Annotated in this window: 16 protein-coding genes; 6 read left to right on the forward strand and 10 right to left on the reverse strand. The window is 59.8% G+C overall.

Annotation, left to right across the window (positions count from 1 at the left end; translation table 11 throughout):
* Window positions 1-39 precede the first annotated feature (39 nt).
* The 3 genes from GH784_RS05085 to GH784_RS05095 are packed head-to-tail and all read right to left on the reverse strand — an operon-like array spanning window position 40 to window position 5,508.
* Window positions 40-3,315 (reverse strand): error-prone DNA polymerase, encoded by a 3,276-nt coding sequence (locus GH784_RS05085; RefSeq protein ID WP_153793225.1) that lies wholly within the window; start codon window positions 3,313-3,315, stop codon window positions 40-42.
* The gene (locus tag GH784_RS05090) at window positions 3,312-4,829 is read right to left on the reverse strand and encodes a Y-family DNA polymerase (RefSeq protein WP_194842947.1); all 1,518 of its coding nucleotides are present in this window, start codon (window positions 4,827-4,829) and stop codon (window positions 3,312-3,314) included. Before GH784_RS05090 ends, GH784_RS05085 begins: the two co-directional genes overlap by 4 nt.
* Window positions 4,744-5,508 (reverse strand): ImuA family protein, encoded by a 765-nt coding sequence (locus GH784_RS05095; protein WP_153793226.1) that lies wholly within the window; start codon window positions 5,506-5,508, stop codon window positions 4,744-4,746. The genes GH784_RS05090 and GH784_RS05095 overlap by 86 nt, the downstream gene beginning before the upstream one ends.
* Before the next feature lie 228 nt (window positions 5,509-5,736).
* Between GH784_RS05095 and GH784_RS05100 the strand changes: the two genes are divergently transcribed.
* The 3 genes from GH784_RS05100 (at window position 5,737) to GH784_RS05110 (ending at window position 7,730) form a co-directional block, all read left to right on the forward strand.
* Window positions 5,737-6,090: a DUF1304 domain-containing protein gene (locus GH784_RS05100; RefSeq protein ID WP_019564609.1), complete on the forward strand. Its 354-nt coding sequence runs from the start codon at window positions 5,737-5,739 to the stop codon at window positions 6,088-6,090.
* Window positions 6,091-6,094: 4 nt separating this feature from the next.
* A complete protein-coding gene (locus GH784_RS05105) occupies window positions 6,095-7,366 on the forward strand; it encodes a glycerate kinase type-2 family protein (RefSeq protein WP_115062628.1) in 1,272 nt (423 codons plus the stop codon).
* A gap of 115 nt (window positions 7,367-7,481) precedes the next feature.
* Window positions 7,482-7,730 carry a hypothetical protein gene (locus tag GH784_RS05110; protein WP_115062629.1) on the forward strand — a complete coding sequence of 83 codons (249 nt, stop codon included), beginning with the start codon at window positions 7,482-7,484 and terminating at the stop codon, window positions 7,728-7,730.
* 119 nt (window positions 7,731-7,849) lie between these two features.
* Here GH784_RS05110 and GH784_RS05115 read toward each other — a convergent pair whose 3' ends face one another.
* From GH784_RS05115 to GH784_RS05140, 6 genes are all read right to left on the reverse strand, one after another.
* Window positions 7,850-9,037 (reverse strand): Gfo/Idh/MocA family protein, encoded by a 1,188-nt coding sequence (locus GH784_RS05115; RefSeq protein ID WP_013761506.1) that lies wholly within the window; start codon window positions 9,035-9,037, stop codon window positions 7,850-7,852.
* A 71-nt stretch (window positions 9,038-9,108) separates the two neighbouring features.
* Entirely contained in the window at window positions 9,109-10,161 is a 1,053-nt protein-coding gene (locus GH784_RS05120; RefSeq protein WP_003510723.1) for a sugar phosphate isomerase/epimerase family protein, read from the reverse strand.
* A 146-nt stretch (window positions 10,162-10,307) separates the two neighbouring features.
* The gene (locus GH784_RS05125; RefSeq protein WP_003510725.1) at window positions 10,308-11,381 is read right to left on the reverse strand and encodes an ABC transporter ATP-binding protein; all 1,074 of its coding nucleotides are present in this window, start codon (window positions 11,379-11,381) and stop codon (window positions 10,308-10,310) included.
* Window positions 11,382-11,398: 17 nt separating this feature from the next.
* Window positions 11,399-12,247 (reverse strand): carbohydrate ABC transporter permease, encoded by an 849-nt coding sequence (locus tag GH784_RS05130; RefSeq protein ID WP_003510727.1) that lies wholly within the window; start codon window positions 12,245-12,247, stop codon window positions 11,399-11,401.
* A complete protein-coding gene (locus GH784_RS05135; RefSeq protein WP_003510729.1) occupies window positions 12,240-13,178 on the reverse strand; it encodes a carbohydrate ABC transporter permease in 939 nt (312 codons plus the stop codon). The genes GH784_RS05130 and GH784_RS05135 overlap by 8 nt, the downstream gene beginning before the upstream one ends.
* A 69-nt stretch (window positions 13,179-13,247) precedes the next feature.
* Window positions 13,248-14,549, reverse strand: coding sequence for an ABC transporter substrate-binding protein (locus GH784_RS05140; RefSeq protein WP_153793227.1), 1,302 nt, complete (start codon window positions 14,547-14,549; stop codon window positions 13,248-13,250).
* 196 nt (window positions 14,550-14,745) lie between these two features.
* On the opposite strand from GH784_RS05140, the gene GH784_RS05145 reads away from it, so the two are divergent.
* Genes GH784_RS05145 through GH784_RS05155 form a run of 3 tightly spaced genes read left to right on the forward strand, consistent with a single transcriptional unit; the run spans window position 14,746 to window position 17,758 of the window.
* Window positions 14,746-15,945: an ROK family transcriptional regulator gene (locus GH784_RS05145; RefSeq protein ID WP_003510733.1), complete on the forward strand. Its 1,200-nt coding sequence runs from the start codon at window positions 14,746-14,748 to the stop codon at window positions 15,943-15,945.
* Window positions 15,946-15,998: 53 nt separating this feature from the next.
* Window positions 15,999-17,099: a Gfo/Idh/MocA family protein gene (locus GH784_RS05150; protein ID WP_013761510.1), complete on the forward strand. Its 1,101-nt coding sequence runs from the start codon at window positions 15,999-16,001 to the stop codon at window positions 17,097-17,099.
* A gap of 17 nt (window positions 17,100-17,116) precedes the next feature.
* Window positions 17,117-17,758, forward strand: a complete 642-nt coding sequence (locus GH784_RS05155; RefSeq protein ID WP_003510737.1) for a ThuA domain-containing protein — start codon at window positions 17,117-17,119, stop codon at window positions 17,756-17,758.
* A 46-nt stretch (window positions 17,759-17,804) separates the two neighbouring features.
* On the opposite strand, the gene GH784_RS05160 is transcribed toward GH784_RS05155, so the two are convergent.
* Entirely contained in the window at window positions 17,805-19,163 is a 1,359-nt protein-coding gene (locus GH784_RS05160; protein ID WP_153793228.1) for an amidase, read from the reverse strand.
* Window positions 19,164-19,201 lie beyond the last annotated feature (38 nt).

Below are 19,201 nucleotides of genomic sequence, written 5' to 3' on the forward strand. Positions count from 1 at the left end.
CTGGACGTAAAACCGCTACGCACTTTTACTGGAAATGCTCTAATGGAAATTGCGGGAAATGACCTTTATCCTCTCCAACTCATCTCCATAGTGGGTAGCAGGCGGTGGACGTTTCCTGATGTTGCGATGATCGTCCGGCGGAATACCGTGGTGGAACTCGTCGCCGCGCCCATGCGGCAGAGGAAAGGGGTGGTTGCGCTCACCCACGCTTGCCAGCGCCTCTGACAGATCGGTCAGCCGGTGGGCGACCAGATGCACCACCTCGCCTTCCCGTTGGATCTTGCCGTAAATACCGACCATGCCGGCGGAAAGCACCACGCGCCGGTATTTTTCGAAGGTCTTGACCCACAGAACCGCATTGGCAATACCTGTCTCATCCTCCAGAGTCATGAAGATCACTCCCTTTGCCGAGCCTGGGCGCTGGCGCACCAGAACCAGCCCCGCCGTTTCCAGCCACGTGCCATCACGGACGCGCACCGCCTCCGCGCAGCTGACGATGCGCCGGCGGGAAAGATCGCGCCGCAGGAAGGACATGGGGTGTTCGCGCAGGGTCAGCCCCACATGGCCATAATCCTGCACCACCTCGCCGCCATCAGTCATGGGCCGCAGCGCGACGGAGGGTTCGGAAAGCTCATCCACCACAGCGTTTTCCCGACTGGCAGCGGCAGCAAAAAGCGGCAGCGGCTCATCCCGCAACGCCTTGATGGCCCACAGCGCCTCGCGTCTGGAAAGCGACAGCGACGGCAGAAAGGCATCGGCTTCGGCGAGACAGACTAGGGCAGCGGCGGGAACACCTGCCCTCCGCCAGAGATCGTCCACGGAAACGAAATCGCGATCCTGACGGCAGGCGACGATTTTTGCTGCATGATCGTTGGAAAGCCCCTTCACCATGCGCAGGCCAAGCCGCACGGCGTAGCGCTCTTTACCATTCGCATTCTTCTTGCCCGTGGGCTCCAGCGTGCAATCAAACCGGCTGTTGTTGACGCAAACCGGGCGCACCTCCACGCCATGATCGCGCGCATCACGCACAATCTGCGCCGGGGCGTAAAACCCCATGGGTTGCGAATTGAGAAGCGCCGTACAGAAAATATCGGGATGATGGCATTTCAGCCATGAGGAGGCATAGGCGATCAGCGCGAAGGAGGCCGCATGGCTTTCTGGAAAACCATAACTGCCGAACCCTTCCAGCTGCTTGAAGATGCGTTCGGCGAATTCTTGCTCATAACCACGATCCACCATGCCATCGATCATATCCTGACGGAATTTGGAGATGGTGCCGACATTCTTGAAGGTCGCCATGGCGCGACGCGACTGATCCGCCTTACCGGGTGAAAAACCGGCGCATTCGATGGCGACGCGCATCGCCTGCTCCTGAAACAGCGGTACACCCAGCGTTTTGCCCAGCACGCCTCTCAGCTCCTCTTTGGGATAATGTTCTTCTTCTTTTTTGTCACGGCGACGAAGATAGGGGTGCACCATATCGCCCTGAATGGGACCGGGACGAACGATGGCGACCTGAATGACGAGATCGTAAAATATCTTTGGCTTCAACCGCGGCAGCATGGACATCTGCGCCCGGCTTTCAATCTGGAAGGTACCCAGCGTGTCGGCTTTCTGGATCATGGCATAGGTAGGGTCATCATCCTGTGGGACAGTGGCGAGATCGTATTTAACGCCCGTGCGCTCCTCCAGCATGTTGAAACCGCGTCTCATGCAGGAGAGCATGCCGAGCGCCAGGCAATCCATCTTCATGAATTTGACGATATCTATGTCGTCTTTGTCCCATTCGATGATCTGCCGGTCGTCCATGGCGGCGGGTTCGATCGGCACCAACTCGTCCAGCCGGTCATGGGTCAGAACGAAGCCGCCCGGATGCTGGCTGTGATGGCGCGGCGTGCCGACAAGCTGGTTGGCCAGCTCGAAGGCGAGCTTCAGGCGGCGGTCCTCCATATTGAGGTTCAGTTCCTGCACCTGCTTTTCGCCCACCCCTTCGCTCCAGCGCCAGACCTGCGAGGACAGAAGTTTGGTCAAATCTTCCGGCAGGCCCAGAACCTTGCCGACATCGCGCAGCGCCCCGCGCCCGCGATAACGGGTGACGACCGAGCACAGCGCGGCCTTGTCGCGACCATAAGTGTTATAAACCCACTGGATGACCTCCTCGCGCCTTTGATGCTCAAAATCCACGTCGATATCAGGCGGCTCGCGCCGTTCTTCCGAAACGAAACGTTCGAACAGTAGATCAACCTTGAGAGGATCGATGGCGGTGATGCCGAGCACATAACATACCACCGAATTGGCGGCTGAGCCGCGCCCCTGACAGAGAATATTTTCCCCCCGTGCAAATTGGACGATGGCATTTACCGTCAGAAAATAGGGTGCATATTCCAGCCTGCCGATAAGCCCCAACTCATGATGCAGCGCCTTTTCCACCTTCTCCGGCAGACCATCCGGATAACGCCCCGGCGCCGCTTCCCAGACGAGCTTTTCCAACGCCTGTTGCGCCGTCAGCCCCGGCAGGCTGCGCTCTTCAGGATATTGATAGACCAGCTCCTTCAGCGAAAAGGTGCAACGCTTCGCGATTTCGAGGCTGCGGACCAGTGCTTCCGGGTAGCGGGCAAACAGCCGGTGCATTTCCTGAGGCGGCTTCATATAGCGGTCGGCATGTCGCTCGCGCCGGAAACCCGCCTCGTCAATGGTGCAATTGTGCCGGATGCAGGTAACGACATCCTGCAGCATGCGACGCTCGGGCACATGAAACAGCACGTCATTGGTAACAACAGTCGGCACATCAGCGGCTGCAGCCATATTCGACAATTCGAAAAGCCGCATCTGGTCGTTGGGTCGTCTTCGCAGGCTCAGCGCCATATAGGCCCGGTCAGCAAAAGCAGCTTTCAACCGGCGCAGGCGAAGCGCGCAGAGATCGTCAGCCAGATCGGCGAGCAGCACCACGATAAGGCCTTCGCCATAAGCTACGAGATCGTCCCATGTGAGCCGACACTTACCCTTGCCACCCCTCTTCTTGCCGACGGAAAGCAGCCGGCAAAGCCGCCCGTAAGCCGGGCGATCCATGGGATAGACAAGCACGGAAAGATCGTCATCCAGATCGAGCCGGCAGCCGATGACGAGCCGGATGCCATGATTATCGGCCGCTTCATAAGCGCGGGGAATGGCCGCAAGGCTATTGCGATCGACGATGCCGAGTGCCTCGATACCGAGATTTTTTGCCTGTTCGAACAGTTCATCACAGGAACTTGCACCGCGCAGGAAGGAGAAATGCGTGGTCACCTGAAGCTCGGCATAGCGCGGCGTGCTCATGCGAAGACCCCATGGATGAACCAGCCCTGTGAGCCCGTCTCGGTATGTTCGCCATCACCTGAGCGGAAAATCCAGAAGCGCTCGCCGCTTTCGTTTTCGACAGTGAAATAATCGCGCACGGCGGCCTTTTCGCGGTCGCGTTTCCACCATTCGCCAAACACCCGTTCCGGCCCATCAGCGCGCCGCACATTATGGCGCACGCCTTTCCAGATAAAATAACGCGGCGGATGATCCGGAAGCAGCGCCAGAGTTTCGATGGGTTCCGGCCTTGCAAAAAGCCTGACCGGGCGCGGCCAGTGGCAAGGCCAGCCGAGGGTATCCTCAGGTGCCAGCGCCGAAACGCTGGCAAGAGAACGTTCCGGCACGTCGCTTGCCACCGCCGCATAACGATAGACCCTGTGGCCACGATTGAGGATGACATCGACCGTATCGGCGATTTCCGCACGCCCTTCCTCCAGAAGCGAGGACCGGGCCTGCGCGGCGACAAGCGGCTCGGCATGGGTGGCGGTCAGCACCATCAACTCGATGCCGAAGCCGGGATCGATGGTGTCGATCCGGTCGGTCAGAAGCCGGACAAGCTGTTTGACATCACGCACCGGTCTGGAGGTGCCGGCCCGCACGGCCTGCAAGCCGCTATCCACCCGGTGCAGCAGCAGATCGACGCGACGTGCGCCAAGGCCGCGCTTTTCCAGCGAGACGCAAAGCTCAGCAACCAGCTTTTGCACATAGCGGGCAATTGTCTCCGCCGCCGCGATCGGCTCGGGAAAGGCGCGGCGCACCTCCACCAGTTCGGCAATGCGCACCGGCTCGATAGGTTCGCCAGTCTCGCCAAAAGCCTGAGTGAGCCGCCTGACCACTTCCGGGCCGAAACGCAGGGTCAACGGCGCCCGTGGAGCCTCGGCAAGTTCGCCTATGGTGCGAAAACCGAGCACCTTCAATCCGGAAACGATACGCTCCTCCAGCCTGAGCGCCGCCAGCGGCAGCCCGCTGATCGCCGCCCGCTGCCCGCCCGGCGATACGATGCCGATCTCCTCACGGCCAAACCGGGCAAGCGCATGGGCCGCCCCCCAGCTATCGGCAATGGCAGCGCGGGCGGCGAAGCCTGCGGCATGCAGGCGGTTCACCATGCCGCTCAACATCAGCGTCTCATTGCCGTGCAGATGGTCCGCACCTGCCGTATCCAGAACCAGCCCATCAGGCGGATCTGCGGCGACGATCGGGGCATAGATACGCAGGAAATGAAAAGCGAGTTGTTGCAAGGCGCGGGCATCCGCCGCCGCATCCAGATCCTCGACGACGAGACCCGGCACCAAAGCCTGCGCCTTGCTGACGGGTGTGCCGGGCCGGATGCCCGCCGCCTTTGCTGCCTTGTTCAGCGCCAGCACCAGGCGGCGGCTGCCCTGACGGCCGATCATGACCAGCGGCTTTTCAACCGGCGGCGCGTTCTGCCCCGAAAGACGCCGGTAGCGATCCGTCGACCATGTCGGCAGGTAAAGCGAGACGACCCTTTGCATCACAGGCTTCCACTTCAAATGCAGCGCTTTCGCCGCCGCGACATCGCAAGAGTTCCAGAAACCAGCGTGGCCTGCCCACCCCCGGCACCGGCAGGGGCGAAGATGGCCGGACAGAGACACGCCAGCGGGTGACAGCGGCCGTCGGCTCGCCAAACAACGCCGCATCGGCGGGGCGCCGGAAGCGGCGGATGGCGATGCCCGTGACACCAGAGGTTTCCGCCGCCAGTTGCAACCGTCGCGAGGCATTCATCGGCAACTTCGCAAGCTCGCCCATCACGGCGCCAAAACCGTTGCAGCGCAAGCCTTCCTCGAAACAGTCGAGCACGCCTTTCTCATCGCGGCATTCGACGATGATGACCCGGTTCTGCGACAGGCCCGCCTGCGTCAATCCCGGCATGAACAGATCCCTGCGGGTAACACACCATAAGACCTTGCCGGACAGCCTTGCTGCCACACCGGCCGCAAAAAGCGCCGCTGCCGAACCATCGGCGGCGCCATTACCGCCGCCGCTCACCTCATGCAGGCAACCGAGCTTCAGCCCGCCTCCAGGCAAATGGTGATCGATGGCATCCACGCCAAAAGGCAAGGCCTCGTGCAGGCGGTGAGGACCGCCACCGATCCTTTCCAGCCTTTCACGCAGCTCTTCGACAACGAGCAACTGTTCCGCGCGCTTTTGCATGGCATGACAGGTTTCAATTCCGGTTTTTCAGTTTTATTGTTCCTGTTTTGTTCTTATTTCAGCAAAGAGTCAAGCAATGCTGTGTGGCTCTTCAACAGGTTTGCGCGGGAAGAGAGGGATTATGGCCTTGCGGCCATGTGTACCCCCGTTAAAACGGATTGTCCGGTCGCCTCTCCCTTTTTGCGGATAATTGACGCGCCGGACATCAGGGTTTGGAGGAAACCGCCGATGATCGCCAGCATTCTGATTGCCGTGGTTGCGGCCATCCATGTTTACATCACCATTCTGGAAATGCTGCTGTGGGAAAAGCCGGCCGGCCGCAAGGCCTTCGCCCTTTCTGCGGATTTTGCGCGACAGACCAAGGTGCTTGCCGCCAATCAGGGGCTTTACAATGGTTTTCTGGCAGCCGGATTGATCTATGGGCTCACGCAGGGCGATGAAGGACTGAGTTTCAAGGTCTTCTTCCTCACCTGTGTCCTGATAGCCGGCATTTTCGGCGCCATTACCGCCAATATGAAAATCCTGTTCATTCAGGCTTTGCCGGCATTGTTTGCGCTCGGCTTCCTCTGGATCGGAGTATGAACCTATGACCGCATGGAACGACCTCCGCGCAAAAGACGCCCTCAACCGCATATTTATGGCGGCAGTGGCGAGTGCAGATCCCGCAAAGGTGCTGCAACATCATCTTCCTTCCCCGCCCAAGGGCAGGTGCGTGGTGGTCGGCGCGGGCAAGGCCTCGGCTGCCATGGCCGCAGCGCTTGATAAGGCCTGGGCGGATGTGAACCTCTCCGGTATCGTCGTAACTCGTTACGGTCATGCCGTTCCGGCCGGGCGCATCGAAATCATCGAGGCCTCCCATCCCGTGCCCGACGACATGAGTGCGGAAGCGGCAAGACGCATTCTTGCCTCCGTTGAAGGGCTGACCGCAGACGACATGGTGATCGCGCTAATTTCCGGCGGCGGTTCGGCATTGATGGTCGCACCTGCACAAGGCATGGCGCTTGCGGACAAGATGGCCGTCAACCGCGCACTTCTTGCCAGCGGTGCGACGATTTCCGAGATGAATGCCGTGCGCAAGCACCTCTCCCGCATCAAGGGCGGACGACTGGCGCTGGCCGCCAAACCGGCCAGAGTGGTTTCGCTGTTGATTTCAGACGTACCGGGCGACGATCCCTCCGAAATCGCTTCCGGCCCCACGGTTGCCGATCCGAGCGATATCAACAATGTGCGGGAAATCGTCTCCCGTTATGCGCTCGATCTTCCCGAGAATGTGCGCAAAGTGCTGGAAAAGAGGGAGGAAACGCCGAAGGCAGGCGATATAGAAGAGGACATCAGGCTGATCGCGACACCCTCGCTCGCCCTACAGGCGGCGGCGGACGAGGCGGTGAAGCTTGGCCTTACGCCGCTCATCCTCGGGGATTCGCTGGAGGGCGAGTCAAAGGATGTCGGCGCGGTGATGGCGGGTATCGCCCTCTCCGCCAGCCGCAAGGGCCTGCCAGTCAAAGGCCCGGCCGTGCTGCTTTCCGGCGGAGAAACCACGGTGACGATCGGCAAAGGGCTGGCCGGCAAGGGCGGGCGTAACACGGAATTTCTACTGAGCCTTGCGCTGACGCTGAAGGGTGCAGGCGGTATCTGGGCCATTGCTGGCGATAGCGACGGCATAGACGGCGTTGAGGATGCGGCAGGCGCACTGGTGACGCCCGATACGCTTGCGCGTATGCGCAACGCTGGTACCGATCCGCGCCAGTCGCTGGTGGGACACGACAGCTACACCGCCTTCAAGGCGGTTGGCGACCTTGTCGTGACCGGTCCGACGCTGACGAATGTGAATGATATCAGGGCGATTTTGATCGGGTGAAAGCGGGAGAGCTCGAGCCTGTTATGGCCGTGCGGTGCGCATCGTTGAGGGTGGCTGTTTTGACTATACCGTCGGACAGGTATAATCTGGTGGCCTGTCTTTTGGAGCCTCAGCCATGCGTTTTGGAGTGCTCGTAATTGGTCTAGCCCTGGCCCTGATCCCCACCTTGGCGGATGCCCATAATTGCAAATGCCGAAATCGCGGTGTCATGTTCGAACTCGGCCAGACATCCTGCCTCAGGGTCGATGGCAGCTCCTATCTCGCGCGCTGCGAAATGAAACTCAACGTCTCGTCCTGGACGAGAATACAGGACGGTTGCCCCGTGACTGAACGGATGCAGCAGCAGATGACACGCGCAAATTGATCGCGTCTTCAGGTGGGTCGTGAGGGGAAAGCAGGCAGAGATACGCCGAGAGCTTGCCCCCTCATCCGGCCCTTCTCCCCCCGCAGGGGGAAGAAATACGCCGCGACGCCATGTCGATCTTACAGCTTCACCCAGCCGCCATTCTTCTTACCGGATTCGATGCAGGCGGTGACAAAAGCAACGCCTTTGACACCGTCATCGACGGTCGGATAGGTGACCGCCTTGTCGAGCTCCGAACCGGTGCGGCGGGCTTCGATGGCGTGGGCCGCTTCGGTATAGATGGTCGCGAAGGCTTCGAGATATCCTTCCGGATGGCCCGAGGGAATGCGCGTGACACGCGCGGCCGCAGCACCGGCGCCAGCACCGCCGCGGGTGATGAGCTGTTTCGGCTCGCCAAGCTTCGTGAACCAGAGATAGTTCGGATCAGCCTGCGTCCATTCGATGCCTGCCTTGTCGCCGTAAACGCGGACCTTCAGTCCGTTTTCATGCCCGACAGCCACCTGGCTGCACCAAAGCAGGCCCTTGGCTGGTTGCTTGCCGTCCTTTGGCTTGAAGCGCAGCATCACATGCGCATTGTCGTCCAGACGGCGCCCCTCCACAAAGGTATGTACATCCGCTGCCAGTTCATCGGCTTCCAGACCGGAAATGAAGCAGCCGAGATTATAGGCATGGGTGCCGATATCCCCTGTGGAGCCGCCGACACCGGATTGCGCCGGATCGGTGCGCCAGACGGCCTGTTTCGCACCGGTCTGCTCCAACGGCTCAGCCAGCCAATCCTGCGGATATTCCATCTGCACCAGACGGATGTTCCCGAGCGCACCGGTTTCCACCAGTTCACGCGCATGCCGCACCATAGGATAACCGGTGTAGTTATGGGTGAGGATGAACAGCGCGTCCGCCTTGTCCGCCACGTCCTTCAGCTTTTTGGCATCCTCCAGATTGGAGGTCAGCGGCTTGTCGCAGATGACATGGATGCCGCGTTCCAGAAACGCCTTCGCCGCAGGATAATGTACGTGGTTGGGCGTGACGATCGCTACCGCCTCGATACCATCCTCGCGAAGCGCTTCCTTCTCTGCCATTTCTTCGAATGACCCATAGCAACGCTCTGGAGCAAGCCCGAGTTCGCGGCCGGAGGCGAGGGATTTTTCCGGTGTCGAGGACAAGGCCCCGGCCACGAGATCGAAGCGGTTGTCGAGCCGCGCGGCCATGCGGTGAACGCCGCCGATAAATGCACCCGAACCGCCACCCACCATGCCCAGTCGAATCCGCGTGTTCGCCTTGTCGGTTGTCTTTCCTTCAATAGCCATAATGTCTCCTCGGCATTTTCTAAGCGCATTCCCACACGGAAAACGGCTTCACACTTTTCCTGGAAATGCTTTTAAAGCCCAAGCATGCGCCGGTTGGCCGCATCATCGGTGCCGGCAGATGCGAAATCATCAAAGGCTTTTTCCGTGACGCGGATGATATGGTGCTTGACGAACTCGGCCCCTTCCCGGGCACCGTCTTCAGGATGTTTCAGCGCGCATTCCCATTCAACCACTGCCCATCCGTCGAAATCATTGGCAGCCATTTTCGAGAATACCGCACCGAAATCCACCTGCCCGTCACCCAGCGAGCGGAAGCGGCCCGCACGGTTGACCCAACCCTGATAACCGCCATACACGCCCTGGCGGCCGGTCGGATTGAACTCAGCGTCCTTGACATGGAACATCTTGATGCGGTCTTTGTAGATGTCGATATTGTCAAGATAATCAAGGCATTGCAGCACGTAATGCGACGGGTCGTAGAGCATGTTGGCGCGCTTGTGGTTCTTCACACGCTCCAGGAACATCTCGAAAGTCACGCCATCATGCAGATCTTCGCCGGGATGGATTTCGTAGCAGACATCCACGCCCTGCTCATCGGCGTAATCAAGGATCGGCGTCCAGCGTCTTGCCAGCTCGTCAAAGGCGGTTTCCACCAGACCGGCCGGGCGCTGCGGCCACGGATAGATGAAGGGCCAGGCAAGAGCGCCTGAAAAGGTCGCATGTGCGTTGATGCCGAGATTTCTCGAAGCCTTCAGGGCAAGCTTCACCTGTTCCACCGCCCATTGCTGGCGAGCCTTGGGATTGCCGCGCACTTCAGGTGCTGCAAAACCATCGAAGGCCTCGTCATAGGCGGGGTGAACGGCAACCAGCTGGCCCTGCAAATGGGTGGAAAGCTCGGTTACCTCGACGCCGTTCTGGCGGGCGACACCCGCAAATTCATCGCAATAATCCTTGGATTCCGCAGCCTTTTTCAGATCGATCAACTGCCCGGCCCAGGTGGGAACCTGCACGCCGGCATAACCCTTTTCTGCCGCCCATTTGGTAATGCCGTCCCATGTATTGAAAGGCGCAGCATCACCGGCAAACTGACCGAGAAAAAGACCCGGTCCCTTGATCGTTTTCATAAAAATCTCCTCCTGTATCGATACAGTTCAGCGGTAAAACCGCTTTGGCTCCCAATTTGCCAAGCTAACCGCTCATAATTTTCAGACAAGCCCCAAATGCCGGGGATCGAGAGAATTTCGTTATTCCACTAAAAAACGAAACACGTCTAAAGCGCCAGACCGCTTGCCCTGTCGAACACATGCACACGCTCGTGATGCACGGTGGCGGCAAAGGGGGTGTTGACCTTGACCAGTTGCTCGCCATCCACCACCGCCGTAACCTGATCGCCCGCCAGTTCGAAGACCACATGCGTCTGCGCGCCTGTCGGCTCGACCAACACCGTCCTGCCGGACAGCGAAATATCGCCGCCGACGGTCGAACCGATATGTTCCGGTCTCAACCCAATCGTCACCGACTGGCCGCGCTTGACATTTCTTGAGGCGGCAATGCGGATCGCCGTCCCGTCCTTCAGCCGGGCGGCAGGTTGATCGCCCTCGCCGTCGACCACGCCTTCGATGAGGTTCATGGCCGGCGAGCCGATGAAGGCTGCAACGAAGAGATTGGCAGGTGTCTTATAAAGTTCGAGCGGCGTGCCCTGCTGCTCGATACGGCCGTGATTGAGCACCACCACCCGGTCGGCCAGCGTCATTGCCTCGATCTGGTCATGGGTGACGTAGATGGAGGTCGTACCTACTTTCTGATGCAGAGCCTTGATTTCGCTACGCATCTGCACGCGCAGCTTGGCATCCAGATTGGACAGCGGCTCATCGAACAGGAAGACGGCCGGGTTGCGCACCACGGCGCGGCCCATGGCGACGCGCTGGCGCTGGCCACCAGAAAGCTGCGAGGGCTTGCGGTCCAGAAGCTTGCCGAGATCGAGCATGCGGGCGGCTTCCGCAACGCGCTCATCGATGACGTTTTTCGGCTGCCCGGCAAGCTTCAGGTTGAAGCCCATGTTTTCGGCGACCGTCATATGCGGATAAAGCGCATAGGACTGGAATACCATGGCGATATTGCGCTCGCGCGGCGTCATGGAATTGACGACGGTGCCGCCAATGAGGATATCCCCATCGGTGATTTCCTCCAGCCCGGCGATCATGCGCAGCAGGGTAGATTTGCCGCAGCCCGAAGGCCCGACCAGCGCAATGAATTCGCCATCGGTTATATCGAGCGAGATGCCGTGAATGACATCGAGCGAGGCATAGGACTTGCGGATATCCCTAAGTTCGACGGAAGCCATGTTTTGCTCCTTTCAAGTCACGATTTGACGGCACCGGCCGTCAGGCCCGCGATGATGTGTTTCTGTGCGAGGAAGAAGACGATGACGGTCGGCAGGATCGTCAGCGTGATGAAGGCGAGCACGAGCTGCCATTCCGTGCCGAATTCGCCGCGATAGACCATGATGCCGAGTGGCCAGGGATATTTCGATTCCGAGTTCAGCATAATCAGCGGCAGAATGTAGCTGTTCCAGCTGCCGACGAAGGAAACGATCCCAACCGTCGCCACGATGGGTCGTGAGAGCGGCATCGAAATGTGCCAGAAGAAGCGCAGATAGCCGCAACCATCCACGAAAGCGGCCTGAAACAACTCTTCCGGCAGATTGCGGAAGTAATTGCGAAACAGAAGGATGCTCATGCCGAGCCCGAAAGCCACTTGCGGCAGAACCACGCCCCAATAGGTATCGAGCAGACCGAGATCGCGGATGCGGATGAACAGCGGCAGGATGGCGGTCGCCGCCGGGAACATCAGTCCCAGCAGGAAGTAATTCAGCAGGAAAGACGAGCCGAAGAACTTCACATGCGCAAAGGTGAAGGCGGCCATGGCCGAGACGGTCAGCGTCAAAAAGACCGTCAACAGCGCAATCACCAGCGAATTGAATATCTGCAGCCAGTAGCGTTTGCCAAAGAGGATATCGCCGTAATTGGCCCATTGCCACTCGGCTGGCAAGCCGAACGGGTTGACGCGCAGATCCCCCAGCGTCTTGAAGCCGCCAAGCGCCGTCGTCAGAAGCGGGATGAGCACGATGGCCGCGATCAGGCTCAGCGATATATAAAGATAGAGCTTTGTTTGCAGCGGCATGCGGACGGAAGTGGATGGTTCAGTCATGGCGCATGAAAATCCTTTTGTAACCGAAGGCGAGCGTCACGCAGATAACGAAGAGAACGACACCCACCGCGCTGCCAAGCCCCACCTGCATGCGCATGACGCCGTAGGTATAGAGAAAGGTGACCATGGTTTGCGTGGAGTTGGACGGACCGCCGCCGGTGAGCGGCATGATCATGTCGAACAGCTGTAGCGAGCCGATCACCGCAAAAAAGACGGACAGGCGCACCGTTGAGCCGAGCATCGGCAAGGTGACGTATCGAAACTTCTGCCAGCCGGAGGCGCCGTCGATTTCGGCAGCTTCCAGCACGTTCTTGTCGACGGATTGAAGGCCGGCGATGAACAACATCATGTGGAAACCGAAATACTTCCAGACGATGACGCCAAGCACGGCGTAGATCGCCACATCCTTGTCGGCCAGGACGTAAGGGTTGGCGAAGCCGAAGAAATTGGAGATGGCAGCGAAAAGGCCGTAATCGCCATCATAAACGAAGCGCCAGATCAGGCCGGCCGCGACATCCGCAAGGACATAGGGCAGGAAGAAAACCAGCCGAAAGGCAACGACGCCCGGAAGGCGGTGCGCCAGCATCATGGCAAGCCAGATCGCCAGCGGGATCTGGATCAGCACGGAAATCAGGATGATGAGGCCGTTATTGAGCAGAGCCTGCGAAAAGGCGGCATTGCCGAACAGGACCTGGAAATTCTTCAAGCCCACGAAATCGGTCGGCGTGCCGTAACCGTTCCAGCGGTAAAGGCTGTACCATGCCGCCTCGCCCATGGGCAGGATGACGAACAGGGTAAAGAGCAGCAATGCGGGCGGAAGGAAGACCAGCAGGGTCAGCGCACGGTCATGCGCGACCGAGCTTTGCTTGCGCTTCGTCTTCGACGCGCCGCGCGCCGGTATGGACGCAGAAGTCATGGAAATATCCGTCATCTCTATCCGCTTTCATTCAGGCAGATACTGCGGCGCCGCGTCCCGCGCGGCGCCGTCATGGAACCGAAATCAGCGAAGCTCGAAAGCATCCTGAATTTGCTTGGCGCCCTCTTCGGCGCTCATCTGGCCGGAAACGATTTCGACGGAGACATCGTTGACCACGCGGCCAACGGCAGCGCCCAGTGTCTGGTCGAAGAAGTTCTGGTGCCAGGTAGAGCTTGCAAGCTGCTTGGCCGAATCTGCCAGCAGCGGGTTCTTGACCGCTCCATCCGCACCCGTCGCAACCGGCAGGATCATGCCCGCAGCCGCCATCTTCTCTTCACTTTCCTTGCTGGTCAGGAAGGCCGCGAAATCGATCGCTTCCTTGGAAGCGTTTTTCGTGACTGCCCAACCATTCAGACCGCCCAGCGTGTCGGTGACTTTGCCAGCACCACCTTCGACGGCAGGAAAGGCGAAGCGACCGATATTCTCTGCCGCAAGGCCTTTGCCGTCACCGGCATTCTTGCGCTGGTTGGCTTCAGTATTGTCAAAGCCGAGGATCATCGCGGCCTTGCCATCACCGAAGACGCCGAGCGCCTGGGGCCAGGTGGAGCCGAGATAGCCGGGCTGGAAGGGTTCGAGCTTGCCGAACTCGGCCAGTTGCTCGCCCGCCTTGATGATGGAGGGATCCATGAAGCCTTCACCCTCGCCCTTGCGGGCGGCGTCGAACACGGTCTGCCCGCCATTGCGCATGACGAGATAGCTCCAGTAGAAATGGATCGGCCATTTTTCGCCGCCGCCACCGGCAATCGGAACGATGCCCGCTGCCTTGATTTTCTTGACGGTGGCGCCGAGATCGTCCCAGGTCTTGATGTCTTCCGCTTTTACGCCCGCCTTGGCAAACAGCTCCTTGTTATAAAAGAAACTGACGAGGCTGACGCGGTAAGGCACGGCCCAGACCTTGCCGTCAAACGACAGACCATCGATTGCGGCCGCGCTATAGGCTTGGCGCAGCTTGCCACCATCGGCGTCGAAAACTTCCGTCAGGTCCTTCAGCGCACCGGTTTTGGACTGCTCTTCAAGAACACCGCCACCCCAGCTATAAAAGAAATCGGGAACGTCGTTGGACTGCAGCAGGGTAGGCAATTTTGCCTTGAACGCCTCGTTTTCCAGAAACTGCAGTTGCACGTCCACGTCAGGATGTTTGGCCTCATATTCCTTGGCAATCTCCTCCCAGACGGCCACGGATTTCGGGTCCAGCTCCACATGCATCCATTTAACGACCGTTGCGGCCGAGGCGCTTGCGGCGCCGAGCATGAGAGCAATGCTTGTCGTTGTGGCAAAGCCTATCAGCCTGCCGCCCAGGCTTGCGCCTGCGTGCCTAATCGTCATGATCGTGATCCTCCCTCGGGGATTTCCTCATTTATTCCCCAATGCGGATTAATTCACCTTAGCACTCGCTCATTGTCAAGGCGCCATGCTGATTTTTTGAGCGAATGGCTTGACACACCCCTCCCTGACACCGTTATTTAATCCGCAATCCGACATAAATTGGTTTTCGAACCGGCATTGATCGCAGCAGGACCCCATGAAGACCGCAGACCCAGAACTGATGCGCGCGATCAACCGGCTAAGCGTGCTGGACAGCATCCGCCGCCACGGACCGATCTCCCGGGTGGAAATCAGCGAAAGAACGCAGCTTTCCACCACCACCGTATCGGCGATCACCGCATCGCTGCTCGATGACGGGCTTATCCTTACCCGCCATATCGGCGATATCCGCACGGAGGGCGCACGCGGCAGGCCGCGGGTGATGCTGGAGCTGAACCCGGATGCGGCGCGCGTGGTGGGCGCCAAGATTGCGGCAAGCCGCATGGTCTTCGTCGTCACCGATTTTTGCGGCAACGTGCTGTCCACCCTCGCCCTGCCGATCCGTGTAGACCGCCAACCGATCGGCGTCATTGCCGATCTGGTGGAAGACGGGGTGAGGCGTTGCGTGGTCGATGCCGGACTGTCGCTGGAAGATGTGGACATGGTCTGCCTTGGCCTGCCAGGCGTCATCGAACATCGCACCGGCAGGATCCGCAGCAGCCCTATCCTGCGGGAAGTAAACGTCGATTTTGCCGAGGAAATGACCTCACGGCTGAATTCCCCCACCATCATCGAAAGCGACGCCCACGCCATCACGCTTGCCCATCACTGGTTCGGCCATGCGCGCGATCTTGAGGACATGGTGCTGATCTCGCTCGAGCAGACACTCGGGCTTGGCGTGATGCATCAAAACCAGCTGTTTCGTGGTGCAGGCGGCCTCAGCCACAATCTCGGTGACCTCGTGATCGGCCTTGCCAGTGAAGGAACCGTGCGGCTGGCGAGCCAGGCGGGCGAGAACGCCATTCTCGGTTCCCGCCCGGTGGACGGGCGTTTTGCAGAAGCTATCCGGCTTGGTCGCGGCATGCAGCATGCCCATGCGCTGATTGCGGCGGAAGACAACGATCTTATAGCGGCAGCCTTGCGCGCCGGTGCAGCCCTTGGCCTGACGCTTGCCAATATCGTCACGCTGTTTGCGCCGCCACGGGTCATCATCACCGGCTCCAGTCTCGAGCTCGGCGAGCCCTTCATTACCAGCATCCGCGACAGTTACAACGCCGCCGTGCCGCCATCGCTGGCAGGCGTCGCAGAGCTGGTTTTCGACGTTGCAAGCGACGAACTGTGGGCGCAGGGGGCGGCAGCCGTCGCACTTTACGAGCTTTACGAATCGCCATGGAACACCACAGGGCCGGCGCTCTAGCCGGCAAGGTTGAGAGTGGGCTTAGGCATTTCTGATTTACGGGAGGAAATCACATGAACAAGGTCGGCATCGGCATCATCGGCTGCGGCAACATCTCCAGCGCCTATCTCAAGGCGATGGCGTCGTTTCCCATTCTCGACATTCGCGGACTGGCGGATATGAACGAGGAGGCAGCGAAAGCGCGGGCAGACGAGTTCGGCCTTCAGGCAAGAAGTATCGACGAACTTCTGTCTGACCCCTCCGTGGAAATCATCGTCAACCTGACGATTCCCAAGGCGCATGTGGAGGTGGGCCTGCGCGCACTTGAGGCGGGAAAACATGCCTATTCGGAAAAGCCGCTCGGCATCAATTTCGCGGAGGGTAAACGGCTTGCGGACGCGGCAAAGGCAAAGGGCCTGCGCATCGGTTCGGCACCGGACACTTTCCTCGGCGGCGGGCACCAGACCGCGCGCCGCCTGATAGACGAAGGCGTGCTCGGCCAGCCGGTTGGCGGAACGGCTACCTTCATGTGCCCCGGCCATGAGCGCTGGCATCCCAACCCCGCCTTTTATTACGAAGTCGGCGGCGGGCCGATGCTGGATATGGGACCCTATTACATCACCGATCTCGTCAACCTGTTCGGCCCGGTCGCCAAGGTGGCAGGTTTCGCCATCGCGCCGCGCAACGAACGCCTCATCACCAGCGAACCTAAGAATGGCGAGAAAATCCCAGTCCATGTCGCCACCCATGTTTCCGGCGTGCTGGCATTCAAGAACGGCGCGGTGGTGCAGGTGGGCATGAGCTTTGATGTGGCGGGCCACAAACATGTACCGCTGGAAATCTACGGAACGGAAGGCACATTGATCGTGCCCGACCCCAATCATTTCGGCGGTGAGGTGCAATTGCTGAAAAAGGGCGGCCAGTTCGAGCCGCAGGCACTGTCTTCGCCCTATGCTGACGGCAACTACCGCTCCATCGGCGTGGCCGACATGGCCCATGCGATCCGCGAAAACCGCCCGCACCGCGCCAATGGCGATCTTGCCTTGCACGTGCTGGAGGTCATGGAAGCCTTCCAGACGGCATCGGACAGCGGCACCACCGTTTCCATCACCACCGAGGTGGAGCGCCCTGCTCCCCTTGAAACTTCGCTGGTCGACGGCCAGCTCGGCAAATAATCCCGAGGAGGAAATAAATGCGCGAAGCACTCATCGTCTGGGGCGGCTGGAGCGGCCACGAGCCGCAGGAATGCGCCACAATCGTCAAGGATATTCTGGAAGAGGATGGTTTCAAGGTCTATGTCGAACACAGCACGGAGGCTTTTGCAGATCCGTCCGTGCATGACCTGAGCCTTGTCGTGCCGATCGTGACAATGTCGAAGATCGAGAAGGAAGAGATCAAGAACCTCACCGCCGCCGTCGAAAACGGCGTCGGCATTGCCGGCTTTCATGGCGGTGCAGGCGACAGTTTCCGCGACTGCGTCGAATACCAGTTCATGATCGGCGGCCAGTGGGTCGCCCATCCCGGCAATATCATCGACTATCACGTCAACATCACCCGCCCCGACGACCCGTTGATGGAGGGAATTTCCGATTTCCCCTACACATCGGAGCAATATTACATGCATGTCGATCCCTCCAACGAGGTGCTGGCGACGACAAAATTCACCGGCGACCACGCCTGGTGGATCGACGGTGTAGTGATGCCGGTGGTCTGGAAACGCAAATACGGCAAGGGCCGCGTCTTCTATTCGGCGCTCGGTCATCAGGCCAAGGAGTTTTCCGTGCCGCAGATGAAGACCATGTTCCGCCGCGGCGCCAACTGGGCGGCACGTTGAAGCGTGCATTGAGAGGCGGCCAAACAAGGCCGCCTTTTCCCTATCATCAACCCCGGATAATTTCTTCCGCAGCCATCGCCACACCCAGAACGTGGTCATCCGTGCCGTGCAGGCCTGATAGCAGCAGGCCAACGGGCATGCCCGCCTCGCCCGTGCCGCAGGGAATGGAAACGCCGCAGAGATCGAAGAAGTTGCCAATCTGGGTGTTGCGCAGGGTCTTGGCATTCATTGCAAAGAAGGTCTCATCATTCTCCACAAGCGGTGCGACCTTGGCCGCGACATGAGGCAATGTCGGCGATATCAGCAGCTCATTCTTGCCAATCATGCCCGAAAGAGCCGCCGTCATGCGTTCGCGCGCCTCGATGATGGCGATGTAATCCGGCATGGAGATATTCGCGCCCAGTCTTGCTCGCGCAACCACGCGCGGGTCCATCCGAGCCGCATCAGCACCTTCCAGCCGCGCCTTGTGCAGAGCGAAGGCTTCCGCCGTTACCAGCGCACCCTTTTCCTTGATAAGATCGAATAATTGCGAAAAGACCGGGAATGCCTGCCGCCGTACAGAAGCGCCGGCGCGGGAAAGCCGTTCTACTGCCTGCTCAAAAGCGACCGCGACGCCCTCCTCGATGCCATCGAAAAACACTGTTTCCGGCACGACGAGCGACAAGCCGGACAGAGGCGTACGCGCCGCGTCAAAAGCCGCCTTGCCACGCATGGCGGCATCTACCCACACGGCGTCCTGCACAGTGCGAGTGAGTGGGCCGAGCGAATCGAGACTTTTAGCCAGCGGATAGACGCCGCGCATCGAGTAACGGCCGCGGCTCGCCTTGTACCCCACCACACCGTTGAAGGCGGCGGGAATGCGCACCGATCCGCCGGTATCCGTACCGATCGCCACCGGCACCAGGCCGGCCGCAACCGCGACACCCGCGCCGGAAGAAGAGCCGCCCGGCAGCCGGTGGCCATCCGTGGAAGCGGGATTGCGCGGCGTTCCGTAATGCGGGTTGATGCCAAGGCCGGAAAACGCGAACTCGCTCATATTGGTACGGCCGATGCAGACCATCCCGGCGTCCTTCAGCGCGCTCACCACATCCGCGTCACGGGACGCAGGCGCATCATTCGAAAGCACCGTCGATCCAGCCGTGGTCACAGTGCCTTCGAGATCGAAAAGGTCCTTCCAGGCCACTGGAATGCCGTCGAGCACGCCGCAGGATCGACCCTCGCGAATGCGTTTCAAGGCGCCTTCCGCCTCCGCCATGGCCCGCTCCGCCGTCAAGCCGACAAAGATCGCCCGGTCTTCCGATTTCCCGATTGCATCAAGGGTCTCTTCCGCCAAGGCGCGCGGATCAAGATGGCCGCTCTGGATGAGAATGGAAAGCTGCGCGATGTTTTTGCCCTTGTGAGCCATGATATGTTCCCTGAAACCGGCATGTTACGCACAACATG

The sequence above is a fragment of the Agrobacterium tumefaciens genome (assembly GCF_009649785.1).
Classification (GTDB): Bacteria; Pseudomonadota; Alphaproteobacteria; order Rhizobiales; family Rhizobiaceae; genus Agrobacterium; species Agrobacterium tumefaciens.

Coding starts and splice junctions, on each gene's coding strand:
- GH784_RS05120 (WP_003510723.1), bottom strand. CDS start 10,161: ATGAAAACGATCAAGGGACCGGGTCTTTTTCTCGGTCAGTTTGCCGGT.
- GH784_RS05095 (WP_153793226.1), bottom strand. CDS start 5,508: ATGCAAAAGCGCGCGGAACAGTTGCTCGTTGTCGAAGAGCTGCGTGAA.
- GH784_RS05155 (WP_003510737.1), top strand. CDS start 17,117: ATGCGCGAAGCACTCATCGTCTGGGGCGGCTGGAGCGGCCACGAGCCG.
- GH784_RS05100 (WP_019564609.1), top strand. CDS start 5,737: ATGATCGCCAGCATTCTGATTGCCGTGGTTGCGGCCATCCATGTTTAC.
- GH784_RS05115 (WP_013761506.1), bottom strand. CDS start 9,037: ATGGCTATTGAAGGAAAGACAACCGACAAGGCGAACACGCGGATTCGA.
- GH784_RS05090 (WP_194842947.1), bottom strand. CDS start 4,829: ATGCAAAGGGTCGTCTCGCTTTACCTGCCGACATGGTCGACGGATCGC.
- GH784_RS05135 (WP_003510729.1), bottom strand. CDS start 13,178: ATGACGGATATTTCCATGACTTCTGCGTCCATACCGGCGCGCGGCGCG.
- GH784_RS05130 (WP_003510727.1), bottom strand. CDS start 12,247: ATGACTGAACCATCCACTTCCGTCCGCATGCCGCTGCAAACAAAGCTC.
- GH784_RS05125 (WP_003510725.1), bottom strand. CDS start 11,381: ATGGCTTCCGTCGAACTTAGGGATATCCGCAAGTCCTATGCCTCGCTC.
- GH784_RS05160 (WP_153793228.1), bottom strand. CDS start 19,163: ATGGCTCACAAGGGCAAAAACATCGCGCAGCTTTCCATTCTCATCCAG.
- GH784_RS05085 (WP_153793225.1), bottom strand. CDS start 3,315: ATGAGCACGCCGCGCTATGCCGAGCTTCAGGTGACCACGCATTTCTCC.
- GH784_RS05150 (WP_013761510.1), top strand. CDS start 15,999: ATGAACAAGGTCGGCATCGGCATCATCGGCTGCGGCAACATCTCCAGC.
- GH784_RS05140 (WP_153793227.1), bottom strand. CDS start 14,549: ATGACGATTAGGCACGCAGGCGCAAGCCTGGGCGGCAGGCTGATAGGC.
- GH784_RS05105 (WP_115062628.1), top strand. CDS start 6,095: ATGACCGCATGGAACGACCTCCGCGCAAAAGACGCCCTCAACCGCATA.
- GH784_RS05145 (WP_003510733.1), top strand. CDS start 14,746: ATGAAGACCGCAGACCCAGAACTGATGCGCGCGATCAACCGGCTAAGC.
- GH784_RS05110 (WP_115062629.1), top strand. CDS start 7,482: ATGCGTTTTGGAGTGCTCGTAATTGGTCTAGCCCTGGCCCTGATCCCC.